This window comes from Paenibacillus sp. FSL M7-1414 (assembly GCF_038003195.1).
Classification (GTDB): Bacteria; Bacillota; Bacilli; order Paenibacillales; family Paenibacillaceae; genus Paenibacillus; species Paenibacillus amylolyticus.
In genome coordinates this window covers 3114672-3127592 of record NZ_JBBOOS010000001.1, presented here as the reverse complement: position 1 = coordinate 3127592, position 12921 = coordinate 3114672, and the positions used below count along the sequence as shown (strand labels likewise).

The following is a 12921-nucleotide window of genomic DNA, read 5'->3' as shown; positions in this document are numbered from 1 at the left end:
TAACGAGGGAGTTGCAGTTCATTACATCAGGTTGCTTTATTGTCACTTCGAATAATGAATAACCATGTTTAATCTGTTCGTCTTAGCACCGGAGTTAATATAGGCATGAGGCCTGTCTGCTCGGAAACGGATCGATTCCCCTTGGTTCACGGTATGTTCTTCCGTCCCTACCCGAATCGTAACTTCCCCTTCAAAAACTGTAATAAATTCTTCCGTACCTTCGATGTGCGGTTCAGCACTTAAAGAAGAATCCACATCCATCTCCATCATGTACATTTCAAAGCGGCGTCCTTCTTCAAAAGGAAAATGCGGATAAATCCGAACCCTTCCCTCATCCTCCATCAATACTTGAATATCATCCCCCGTTACAACGGTTGTATCTGACTTAGGCTCGTGGATCAAAGCAGTGAAGGAGGTTTTCAGGCCATTAGCAATCTTCCATACGGTTGCAATGGTTGGATTGGATTCACCACGTTCAATCTGACCAAGCATGGTCTTGCTAATACCAGACATTTCGGCGACCTTGTCCAGACTGAGTTTTCTTTGTTCCCTAAGCTGTTTCAGGTTCTGAGCAAGAATACTATTAATGTTTTTCAAAAATCCATCCTCCTCATTTCATAATTTTGTTGTGCTATATAACGTACATGTTGTACAATAATAAAGATTGTACGCTATAACGTACATTTGAGTTCATTATATCACACAACTAAGAAAACGTGGAGGAACCATGAACATTATACCTTTAGTGACCTATGCAATCATCGCTTCATTTACACCCGGACCCAACAACATCATTTCCATGACGCATGCCAGAAATCAGGGGTTCCTCAAGACCCTTCCGTTTATTAGTGGAGTTGCAACCGGCTGCCTGCTTATTATGTTTCTGTCCAGTTATTTCAACCTTATTCTTCATCAATATATTCCCAGGATCGCACCCGTATTGAACGTGTTAGGGTGTGTGTATATGCTCTATCTGGCTCTCAAAATCATGCGAAGTAAACCTGCAGATTCGCAAGAAAACAAGGTTAATCATTATTCATTTCTATTTGGGTTCACCCTGCAATTCATCAATCCCAAAGTCATTCTGTATGGGCTTACTGCCATATCCGTTTTTGTTCTGCCTCTTGGGCAGTCCCATGTTCATTTAATTGTATTTTCCTTGCTGCTCACCTTCATCGGTATTAGTGCCAATATGACCTGGGCGTTCGGTGGCATGTTATTCCAGAGCTTTTTATTAAGATACGAGCGTCCTGTTAATATCGTCATGGGTATGTTGTTAATTTACAGTGCACTATCAATCCTGATGTAAAATGTAATAGAAAAAGCGTCCACTCATTCAATGAGCTGAACGCTTTTATTTTTTCATCCTAATTCCGGTCTCCACCATGGATGTGCAGGATAATCCTCCGTATGAAGCACAACCTTCTCGCCAATTTTGGGAGTTGCAATCTTAACGTTCAAAGCATGTGCAGCCTTCGTGATTCGTTCAACCGGTTCATTCCAGGCATGATAGGCCAGTGTAAATGCGGCCCAATGAATCGGGATAAGCAACTTCCCCCCCACATCCAAGTGTGCTTGCACTGTTTCTTCCGGCATCATATGAATGTTGGACCACCGCTCGTCATATTGCCCACATTCCATCAAGGTGAGGTCAAATGGACCGTATTTACTGCCAATTTCCTTGAAATGAGGACCGTATCCGCTATCCCCGCTAAAGAACACCTTCGTATGTTGTCCAGCGATAACCCACGAACACCATAAGGTAGAATTACGGTCGAATAATCCTCTGCCCGAGAAATGTCTTGCTGGCGTGCAAGCGAATGTTAAACCTTTGAACGATAACTCATCCCACCAGTTATGTTCGGTAATCTGTTCCGAAGGCACACCCAGTTGAATCAGACGACGACGTACCCCAAGCGGTACGATAAATCGCTTTGTTTTATCCTTTAATCTGCGGATGGAGTCATAATCCAGATGATCATAATGGTCATGCGATATAATGATTGCATCCAGAGCCGGAAAATCCTCTGGTTGAATCGGTAGACTGGTACTGTACCGTTTGGTGCCCACCCAAGACACGGGGGATGGACGATTGCCCAGCATCGGATCAAAGAGCAATCTGTGCCCTTCAATTTCGAGTAAAAAAGCCGAATGTCCGAACCATGTAACCTGTGGATTATCGGATGCACTGAAGGTTTCAGCAGGTTCACATATCTCCATAGGCATCGTGCCAGATGGCCTCCGCTCTACATTGCCACGCATGGAATCTCTCAATATACTGATCAGAGACTTGAAGTTCATGCCTGCCGATGTCGGGAGCTGATTTTCGTATTTTGTCATTATACATACCTTCTGTTCTATATAATCAATCTAGGTTCAATATTTGGAAGAGAACTATTCATATCGTAGCTATATATTAATTCATTGGCCGATGATATACAATTTTCACTAGAACACGCCCATCCCCCATGATCGGAAATAAACTCAATTAAGATAGAATTAAGACTCTGTTTTCTCTCCTATAAGATTGAGCATATATGATAGAGAAAATACATGGAGAGTATGTGAGAGAACATGAAGAAATGGCGTAAAAGATTAGTTAAGTTTTTGATATTCGACCTGGCGATAGTTCTGTTGCTTCTGGGTACTGGCGTGATCTACCAACAAGTGGGTTTAAGGCAGGATGCCAAAACACTCGTCCCCCCTGGTAAGCTGTACGAAGTCCATGGAGACAATATGCATCTATATACTGGTGGAGAAGGCGATGTAACAGTCGTACTCGCCTCTGGCTGGGGGACCGCTAATCCCTATGTAGATTATTATCCATTATATGAAAAGCTTGCTCCCAACACAAAATTCGCTGTATATGACCGATTTGGCTATGGATATAGCGATCAGACCGATAAGAAACGTGATGTCGATACCGTAGCTGAAGAATTACACGAGTTGTTGCAGGTATCTGGACAGAAGCCACCTTATGTATTAGTTGGACATTCGCTCGGCTCGCTGGAAACCATCCGTTTCGCACAAAAATACCCGGATCTCGTCAAGGGCATCGTCATGATTGATGGCGGAAGCCCCGAATATTATTCGAATGACGATGACTCTTTGGCAGACACAATTGGTGGTTTTGCGAATAAATTCCGTATCCAAACCGGACTATTCCGCCTCTCCATGCAATCTGACATGGTTGTCAAAACTTCTAATGCCAATCGTAATGAACTGAAACTTGTACCCGATGATCTGAAAAAAATGGATACAACTGCGCTGTTGCACAACTATGGTAATGTGAACACGTTGGATGAATTACGTGAAATAGCTGCCAATGCCAAAGTGGTTGTAGATCACAAGCAAACCTTACCATTTCCACTCACCATACTGACGGCTGATTACCTTGGTGCAAGTGAACCCGAATGGGATAAATCACAATTAGAATTCAAATCTTGGTCAGATGATTCTAAACAGGTAACTATTAAAGATACCGATCATTACATCCATCAATATCGCCCTGACCTCGTTGCGGAAGAGATATTGGCCCTGGTGAAGAAGTAACGTACAACCTGCTAAAGTAAGGCTATGTTATATCATAAAAGAAACCCCAAAGATTCTCTAATATCTTTGGGGTTTTAAGTATGTGATTTATTGTGCTATCGCCAGTCTTGGCCGTTGGGACCTGAAATCGCTGAAAGCTTGTTCGATCTCTGATGAAGTCAACTGGTGACGATAAAAGTACTGTTTCATCGCATCGATTTCGGTTCGATCGCCATTGTAGATGTTATCAATTCTTCGAATGACCTGGTTATATAAGTTCTCACGTCTGGATTTTACAGGCTCACACAACCAAAAGTTCGTTCTCTTCACATCACCTGTCTTGGTCCAGAGCAAATTCTCATATCGGATGACATCCCAGTCCCAATATCCAGCATGAATCTGCTGAAGTTCCGTCGTAAACATATCGTATATCAAGTTGGGAGGAATGTGTCCATAGGTTACACGGTACTCTTTCAGTTTGAATGCTTCAATCCACTCTGTCAGGGTGTACTCCCCTGGTGAATACGCATACAATTTAGGTGCATAAGAATTACTCTGCAATGCCCTAAGTGCCTCACTTTCCATCTCCCCATCCAATCTTGCCCGTGAAGCATATACCTTGAGACAATAGTCTTGCAATCTATATACAACCGAGCTATTACTAATAAGCGATGCCTGTAGAGTGAGATGGCCGTTTTTTTCGTAGTGCAACAGCATCTTTTCAATGTTATTACCAATGGGATTGATGATGATCATAATGAAGTCTCCTTGATTAAAAATAAAATATAAACCGTTTTCGAATTGGTTAAAAATTGTACTATTACATTCTATATTACCCTTTTATATTAGTATGAACATATACAATTTTGCCGGAACATGAAGTATTTGCTCTGAAATTCATTCTTTAAACCGCCGTATTTCGGCTACATTTTTAGTCTAAAGGCTGTAACCCGTTTCACGTCAACATCAAAAAAGATAGAATAAATACGCAAAAAAGCGATGCGTCCCTAAAGTTAAGGATACATCGCTCTTATACAATATCTAATTATTATTGTTAGTTAATGGATTAATGCATAGGACCTTGTTGTCCTGGCGTTGATCCTACTTTGACCCGTTTCACGAAGAGTGAAGTAATCAGACCGATAATCGACAGAACTAATGCGAATACAAACGCATTCTGTACACCTGACGTGAAACCTGCCAGTTGATTTTCTGGACTTTCCGGGTTCGCCACTCCGCTCAAAAAGCGGGATTGTCCTGCGCTCAGTATACTTACCGCAACAGCCGTACCGATCGCTCCGGATACCTGTTGCAACGTATTCATGATGGCAGTACCGTGAGGATAATACTCACGTGGCAATTGGTTCAGACCATTCGTCTGTGCAGGCATCATAATCATCGAGATTCCGACCATCATGAACACATGCAGCGTAATAATTTTGGCCAGTGTTGTTGTAGGTGTAATTCCAGTGTACATGAAGAGTACAACCGTTACGACAGCCAGACCAATAATCACAAGCCACTTCGGACCAAACTTGTCAAACAGTCGGCCCATGACCGGAGACAGTAAACCATTCAGCAGACTACCCGGCAATAGAACCAGTCCGGCAGTTAACGCTGTAACGGCCATACCTTGTTGCAGATACATTGGCAGGATCAGCATGGATGACAGCATCATCATCATACAGATGAATATCAGGATCAAGCCAATCGTAAACATCGGATATTTGAACGCTCGCAAATCCATCATTGGCTGTTTCATTCTCAACTGACGGATACTGAATAACAGCAAGGACAACACACCAATAACGAGAGTGGCAACAACGACCGGACTCGTCCAGCCTCCGCCAGTTTCTCCATGTCCCCCTGCACTACTGAAGCCGTATACGATACCACCAAAACCAAGGGTAGAAAGGATAATGGACAGTACGTCAATTTTGGGCTTGGTCAATTTCGAAATATTTGGCAAGAACAACAAGCCGCATACCAGTGAGATAATGAAGAACGGCAAGGAGATCCAGAAGATCCAATGCCAGCTCAGATTAGCCAGAATCAGACCGGAGATACTCGGACCGCTTGCTGGTGCAAACATGATAACCAAACCAATCAATCCCATGGCAGCACCACGTTTTTCAATCGGGAAAATAACCAATATGGTGTTAAACATCAGTGGCAACAATAGCGCTGTACCTATCGCCTGCAGTACCCGTGCCACTAACAGAATTTCGAAACTAGGTGCAAGTGCAGCAACAAATGTTCCTGCAATCGAGAAAATCAAAGATGTTGTAAACAGCTGTCTTGTGGTAAACCACTGCAACAGCATACCGGATACCGGTACCAGGATTCCCAACACAAGCAAGTAACCTGTAGTTAACCATTGAATCGTTGTAGGACCTACTTCCAGTAGAGCCATAAGTGGCGTCAATGCCACGTTTAATGCCGTTTCTCCAAACAGACCAATAAAGCCGCTCAGCAGCATTGCGAACAAAATCGGAAATACCTTGTATTGCTTTGTTTCTTGTTGATTCTGTGCAGAATCAGCCTTCATGGAAACCTCCACGATCCCATCCTCCTCAAACGTATCAAACTTTCTTTTTCTCTGTCTCTTGGTATAAATTATTGAATCTGTTTGGCGTTCTTCGTCACAACCGACAAATACTCAGCAGCCGTCAGCAGAGGCTGTTTATCCTGATTCGTCAGGCTGATAATCAGTGCTCCCTCCATCAAAGAAATGATCAGAAGTGCCGTCTCCCGCGCCTTCTCTTCACCAACGCCATCCAGAATCAGATGTTTCTTAATGACATCCTGCCAATCTGCAAATACACCCTGACATGCAATACGCAACTGCTGACTAATACACGATGTCTCCACAGCTGCCCAGAAGCTGAATGGCAGAAATCCGGTAAACCCGGCTGCTTCTGTTTCATGAGCCAAATCATGAATAAATCTCTGAATGGCATCCCCCGTATTGTCGTGGGCTGCAAATGTTTTCTCAAATGTCTGCAAGATATGTTCATTGGCTTTTTGAATACACTCGTGCGCGAGCTCTTCCTTGCCTTGCGGGAAATAATGATACAACGACCCTTTCGGCGTACTACTCTCTTTGATGATCTGATTCAGACCGGTCGCATGATATCCTTGTGAAAAAAACAGTCTCGCTGCTGTGCTGACAATAGACTCTCTAGCATTAGACTTTTCACTCAACGAAAGCCACTTCCTTCAAATAATTATAACAATCGGTCTATATAATTAAACTCGTTCAGATAAGGACTGTCAATCATTTTTATTTCAAATTTTAATGTAAACGCTAACAGTTCAGGAGTGAGAAAATGAACCGAGCGACGGCTCATGGTCAGATCATGATAACAGCCGCTAATTTGGAGACAAAGCTCCAGATTAAGCGGCTGTTTGTTAGCTTGAGTATATTAAGGACTGTATATTAGTAGATATTGGAGTCATCTCCGTCTTAATGTACCTCCTCATTCACAGTTTTAGGAGTTTCACCTGTTCGTTTATTACCTGCCCACACGTCTTGCACGTAGCGTCCTTCGGCCTGAATCTGAATGAGCCAGTCCTTCGCTTGCTGCACCGTTGCTCCCTGCACCTCCTGATACGCTTGCTGTAAAGTCTCTTCTACCGCAGGAGCCATCTGGCTTCCATCCCCGCATACGTAGAGTTTTCCTTTGTTTATCAGCATGTGAATTAACTGTTCGGAATTCTCTTTCATTAGATGCTGTACATACGTTTTGGGCTTGCCCTCCGCACGAGAAAAAGCAGTGTGTAGTTTAACGATCCCTTCTCGCTCGTATTGTTCAAGCTCTTGACGATATATGAAATCTGAATCATTCCTGCACCCAAAGAACAGATGCGCTTCACTTAGAGACAAACCTCTCTGTTTCATAACAGCTCTCGCCTGGAGGAAACCTCTGAATGGTGCTACCCCCGTGCCTGGTCCCACCATTATCATCGGAACATCAGCCTCTTCCGACAGATGAAATTCGGATTCAGATGTACGTACAAACATCAGAATTCGTTCGCCCGCTGGACAACCAGCGAGGTACGATGAAGCAACTCCCTGGTATTCGCCTTTGCCACTCCATGCAGGCTCTCTTACTACCGATACGGTTATGCTTGCTTGCTCGGAATTCAGGCTTGGCGAGCTGGATATTGAATAATATCTGGGCTTAAGCGGAGGCAATAGTTCAAGGAATTTTTCGAATGGCAGCTCACACGCCTCATACTTTTCTAGCAGGTCCAACATGGTGATTCGATTGGCAAGAATATAATCCTTGTAGCTTTTTTCATCCAACATGCCTTCCAGTTCACGCTTATGAGGTGGACATATCGTATGATTAGCTAACTCCTGCAACTGTGTTCTGGTAACTGGTGTCTGCAATTCCACACAATGAGTGAGCAACTCATGAATCTTGACGGGTCTGTTCAGTGGTAGGTGTGTAAGATGGCTGACGTCCGAACTTAATTGGATCGGAGTATCCCCACGTAGTCCGAACCGATTGAGTATCCGATCCACATTCTGCTTCGAATTACTAGGCAACACGCCGAGATGGTCACCTTCTCTATAACTCATGCCTTCAGGCAATAACACTTCGATGTGACGTGTGCTTCTTCCACTTCCCAGCGCCTGAAGCTCTTTATTAACTACAACCGTGGCATAGCTGGCATCATAAGTTCGTGCAAGAGGCATATCCGTTTTCTCGCGGACAAACTCCATTTGAAGTCTGCTGGCGCTTGGCTTGGAGGATTTGATTGTTTCCTCGCTAATCCCCAAGACACTCAACACCTGTGGCCACAACATATGCTGCCACGCCTCGACTTGTTTCTCCATATCACCTCCGGCATCGGCTTCACCACGGGATAACAGTCTTTTACCTCCCAATTCTTCAAGCTTCTCATCTATCAATCGAGGAATGCTCTGGTACGTCCCGGACCAACTCCGATCTCCACAACCCAGAACGGCATAGTTTACATCCTTTGCTTCCTCTGACTCTACTTCCTTCAACCATTCTACAAATGCCGTAGCATTTTGCGGAGGTTTACCGTTATACGAAGCAGTGACGATGAGAACGACACCTTGGCGGGGAATGCGGCCAACCCACTCATTCAGAGTGGCTGCTTCACTTGGGATTCCATAAGAACGCCCTTTCTCCACAAGCTCTCGGGCAATGCCTTCTGCCGTTCCCAGATTGGAACCATATAACACCAGGAGCGATGGCTTACCATCTGCTTCAACGGCCAGGATTTCTCCCCTCTGGCTGTCACTTGCTATATTTTTACGAACAACAGGAGCAGGTTTCTCTTTCGCAGTTACGGTCGACTTATTCCTTGTTTGCGAAGCCACGCGCGCTTTCACCTGGATCCGGAAGTCTCCCGGCTTCAATGTCAGCGTCTGTTTAACATCCAACTCATAGTTGCTATAATCGATCAGTTCAAAATGTTTAAGGACCATGCCAAGCACAAGTGTTGCTTCATATAAAGCAAACTGCATGCCGATACATGCTCTCTCCCCATTACCAAAAGGTTTATACGCATGATGAGGCACTTTCGCCGTATCTTCAAATCGCTCTGGACGGAAAAGCTCTGCATCCTCTCCCCATGCCTCTCTGTCACGGTGTAGCTGGGGCAGGAGAATACTGCAACTTTCCCCTTTCTTCAAGGGATATTTGCCACCTATGACGGTGTCTTCTTTGGCATATACATCAAATCCCGGGGCTGTTGGCCAAAGACGAAGCGATTCACTAAGAATCATGCGAATATAAGAAAGCTGAAGAATTTCTTCGTACTGTGGTGAGTCACTGACCAATATCTGATCCACCTCGTCATACGCCTTTTGAAGCGATTCCGGATTTTTCAGTAGAAAGTAAAGAGCAAAAGATAACAAACCACTCGTGGTTTCATGTCCGGCAATGAGAAACGTAATAATCTGATACCGGATGTTCTCATCATCCAGCATTTCGCCAGTCTCCGGATCTTTGCCATTCAACATACGTGCGAGCAAGTCGACCTCTTCGGGTGCTGAACTCGCTTTACGTTCCTCTATAATCTGATCTACCAGAGAGAACATCGTCTGAATATCCGCTTGGAACTGTCGTTTGGTTTTCACCATAAGCAGATTCTGAATTTTCAAACGGGAACTCTTCTGCATAGCTTCATTTAATGCCCGAACCATGCTTTCAATAAAAGGACTGTGGTCCTGTCTGTAAAAACTGTTAAACCGATAATTGAATCCACATAGTCCAATGGTATCCAACGTAAGGCGTGTCATATCATCCGCAACATCAATCGTATCGTTGGAATTGAGGCGTGCCCACTTATTGACCAACTGTTCGGCAATATCGACCATCATGGGATGATAACCTTTCATGGCCTGTTTGCTGAAGGTGGGAAGCAGGATGTTATGGGCTTTTTTCCAATTGGGCTCCGATGTTCTGCTTGTAAATAAACCATCGCCTCCAAAGGCACGTACATTTTCGAGTTCATTGTATACATATTTGTCAAACCGGGACACATCGCATAACTCAGCGACAAGATCTGGTCCAGATACGATTAAACCGGAATAACCGGGAACGGTAAGTCGATATATTGGTCCATGCTGTTCAGCCAGAACGCCTAGCGACAGCGTTGGTTTATCTTTATCAATTAAGGGCAGATTGCCAAGTGGCCCATACATTTTGGGCTGTGGAATGTAAGTTGCATCACTCATGATGATCACCTCTTATCTCTACGCCGTGGAGCAAGGTATTCGTTAGCCATTTGATGACTACTCTGCTTTCATTCATAAGTGATCTCTCCTTTGATGATTATATAAATGATAGTAATATATATCATTTGATAATACATTAAACCATAATTGATTTAATATCAAATTTTCTTCCGGCTGAATAACTTTCAATTGAACCGGTCAACGTTTAAGTTGAATAACAGCAAATAGAGGATTGCATATGCAATCCCCTACTGTATGAAGCAATGACGCTATGATTCTATGAAACTTTTAATTTATTCTAATGATGACTTGGCCCATCCCAGTTCTCGAAATTCAATTCATTATTAATGCTTACCGCAGACAACGCCCCCAGAGACGCAGCCGTGATTGCCTGATATATCTCGGATGCTGCATCACCAGCACTGTATATACCCGCTACGGATGTTTTGCCTGAAGCATCAACGATAACCGTTCCTGATTCTGTAATTTCACAACCGATGGCCTTTGGCAGTTCTGATCCGGTAAACAGTTTCGGTTGAAAGAAAACTCCTGTGCAAGGAATCGCTGTACCGTCATTTAGTACAACTTGCTGTACCATCCCTTCTTCAGAGTTAATGGATTGAATCGGTGCATCAAATACAGTAACATGATGCTGCTTCAGCTCTTCACGGTGCTCATCGGTTAAGGAATCTGATCCATTCGTACAGATCGTATAACGTTCTGTCCAGCCGGATATGACTTTTGCCATATGTAATGCGTTAACTCCGCTAACGATGATGACCAGCGCTTGGTCTCTTAACTCCCATCCATCACAATACGGACACACAAACGCACTTTTACCGTAAACTTCTGTTAATCCGTTAATATCCAAGGGAAGGTCTTTCTTGCCTACCGCAAACAAAATCTTTTTCGTGCGATAACTTGCCCCCTGAGTAGTCTTAACTACAAAATCACCATCGCGGCCTGTTATCGCTGTTGCCGTATCGGAAGCAAATTGAACTGAGGGATACGTTGCAATCTGTTCTTTGGCAGCTTTCCGGAATTCACGTGGACTTGCCCCATCTCTTGTCACAAACCCATGAGTCTCCCTTGTAACCCAGTTACGCGGTGTCTCATCATCAATGACCACAACGTTCTTGCGGGCCCTGCCAAGTACTAGAGCTGCATTAAGCCCCGCTGGTCCTCCACCAATAATAAGTACATCCAAGAGTTGATCCATATTACTCATATTATTCACCCTTTCCAGACATTTAATATCTCTAATTAATTTTTAAAAATAACCTCCGCTTTCTCTTAAGAAAGTAATATCGGAGATTTACAAGAACACACTCTAACAAAAAAACCATTAAAGATATCTTATATCTACAATAAACAAAACCTAACCATTTTGCAACATATATCTTTAACTCCCTTCTTCAATCCAGCCTGTGTGAGTTGAATAAAAGATTATTTACACTTACACTACAATGACAGAGCAAACTTTGAATCACTGTTATACCCGGATATACCCGGATTTTTAAATTCTCTCCTGTAACACAGAAATTATTATTTAACAATTAAAAACAACCTTGTTTTTAAATTGTTCACAATCAAATGACATTATTTTAAATACTAAAACGTTAATTAAATCACATAGTGTATTGAATGGTATAATAGCGACATAATATATAAGTATAGATATAGGAAGTGAGTTCTTGAAAACATTGAACAATGGTTCACAGACCAATATCAGCCTGGAGTATAGCTCGATTCCGAAAGTATTCTTCGATACGATCAAAATCGGAATCATCAAGTCCAACCTGATCGCCATGTTTGCGGGTTTAAGTTTGGCTTTATATGTATTTGATGCTTCAATCTTAGCTAATATTGTACCAATCATCCTTTCCTTTATTGGATCTTCTCTCATTATTGGAGCTGCAGGGGTGTTTAACAACTTGTATGATCGTGATATTGATGCGATCATGGAACGTACGAAGAAACGTCCTACCGTTACGGGACGCGTAGATACCAAGTCGGGTCTAATTCTCGGTATTGCAATCACCATCATCGGGGGCATCATGTTGTACATCGCTTCCCCATCCGCTGCTGTATTTGGTATTTTGGGTCTGTTGCTTTACGTGTTCCCTTACACGATGTGGACCAAACGTACAACGATCTACAACACAGAAGTGGGAAGTCTTTCGGGTGCTGTGCCTCCACTCATCGGTTGGGCAGCCATTTCACCTGAACTGGGTCATTTCGAGATCTGGGCATTGGTCGTTACGATGCTCTTATGGCAAATGCCTCACTTCTACGGGATTGCGATTCGTCGTTTTGACGAATACAAAGCTGCTGGTGTTCCCATGCTACCCGTTGTTAAAGGCATCAGACGGACATACATTCAGACAAATGTGTATCTGGTACTGTTACTGATCTCCAGCTTTTTATTCTGGCCGATGAGTCCATTTGTCGCTATTGTGGCATTTCTGGTTAGCTTGGCTTGGCTCATTCTCAGTGTGGCTACCTTTGACAAGAAAGAAACAGAGAAATGGTCCAAACGGATGTTTATCTTCTCCATTAACCATATCACTATTATCTTCCTGGTCATCATTGCGTATTCCTTGATTGCTCAGATGATGAGATAAAAATATTCCATCTTTCCACTCGTTATAACGATAAAAAGCCTTACA

The 12921-nt window shown here is 43.3% G+C and carries 10 protein-coding genes; 3 read left to right on the top strand and 7 right to left on the bottom strand.

The features are described from left to right. Window positions 1-42: 42 nt before the first annotated feature. Window positions 43-597 (bottom strand): helix-turn-helix domain-containing protein, encoded by a 555-nt coding sequence (locus MHH92_RS13640; RefSeq protein ID WP_340904290.1) that lies wholly within the window; start codon window positions 595-597, stop codon window positions 43-45. A 130-nt stretch (window positions 598-727) separates the two neighbouring features. Between MHH92_RS13640 and MHH92_RS13635 the strand changes: the two genes are divergently transcribed. Next, window positions 728-1309, top strand: a complete 582-nt coding sequence (locus tag MHH92_RS13635; RefSeq protein ID WP_076249454.1) for a LysE family transporter — start codon at window positions 728-730, stop codon at window positions 1307-1309. Window positions 1310-1362: 53 nt separating this feature from the next. Here the strand turns inward: MHH92_RS13635 and MHH92_RS13630 are convergent, their stop codons facing one another. Continuing rightward, on the bottom strand, window positions 1363-2340 hold the full coding sequence (locus MHH92_RS13630; RefSeq protein WP_340904287.1) for an MBL fold metallo-hydrolase: 978 nt from the start codon (window positions 2338-2340) through the stop codon (window positions 1363-1365). Between the two features lie 234 nt (window positions 2341-2574). Here MHH92_RS13630 and MHH92_RS13625 point away from each other — a divergent pair, with 234 nt between their 5' ends. Beyond that, window positions 2575-3552: an alpha/beta fold hydrolase gene (locus tag MHH92_RS13625; protein ID WP_340904285.1), complete on the top strand. Its 978-nt coding sequence runs from the start codon at window positions 2575-2577 to the stop codon at window positions 3550-3552. A gap of 87 nt (window positions 3553-3639) precedes the next feature. On the opposite strand, the gene MHH92_RS13620 is transcribed toward MHH92_RS13625, so the two are convergent. The 5 genes from MHH92_RS13620 to MHH92_RS13600 all read right to left on the bottom strand — a co-directional run bounded on the left by MHH92_RS13620 (window position 3640) and on the right by MHH92_RS13600 (window position 11471). After that, window positions 3640-4287 carry a hypothetical protein gene (locus tag MHH92_RS13620; protein ID WP_340904283.1) on the bottom strand — a complete coding sequence of 216 codons (648 nt, stop codon included), beginning with the start codon at window positions 4285-4287 and terminating at the stop codon, window positions 3640-3642. A 310-nt stretch (window positions 4288-4597) separates the two neighbouring features. Beyond that, complete coding sequence (locus MHH92_RS13615) at window positions 4598-6079, bottom strand: DHA2 family efflux MFS transporter permease subunit (RefSeq protein ID WP_047844296.1); 1482 nt, start codon at window positions 6077-6079, stop codon at window positions 4598-4600. A gap of 68 nt (window positions 6080-6147) precedes the next feature. Further along, on the bottom strand, window positions 6148-6735 hold the full coding sequence (locus tag MHH92_RS13610) for a TetR/AcrR family transcriptional regulator (protein WP_047842796.1): 588 nt from the start codon (window positions 6733-6735) through the stop codon (window positions 6148-6150). Between the two features lie 262 nt (window positions 6736-6997). After that, entirely contained in the window at window positions 6998-10252 is a 3255-nt protein-coding gene (locus MHH92_RS13605; protein ID WP_340904279.1) for a bifunctional cytochrome P450/NADPH--P450 reductase, read from the bottom strand. A 298-nt stretch (window positions 10253-10550) separates the two neighbouring features. Next, window positions 10551-11471 carry an NAD(P)/FAD-dependent oxidoreductase gene (locus MHH92_RS13600; RefSeq protein ID WP_340907676.1) on the bottom strand — a complete coding sequence of 307 codons (921 nt, stop codon included), beginning with the start codon at window positions 11469-11471 and terminating at the stop codon, window positions 10551-10553. A gap of 475 nt (window positions 11472-11946) precedes the next feature. Here MHH92_RS13600 and cyoE point away from each other — a divergent pair, with 475 nt between their 5' ends. Next, a complete protein-coding gene (cyoE, locus tag MHH92_RS13595; protein ID WP_036608378.1) occupies window positions 11947-12876 on the top strand; it encodes a heme o synthase in 930 nt (309 codons plus the stop codon). The last annotated feature ends 45 nt before the right edge of the window (window positions 12877-12921 follow it).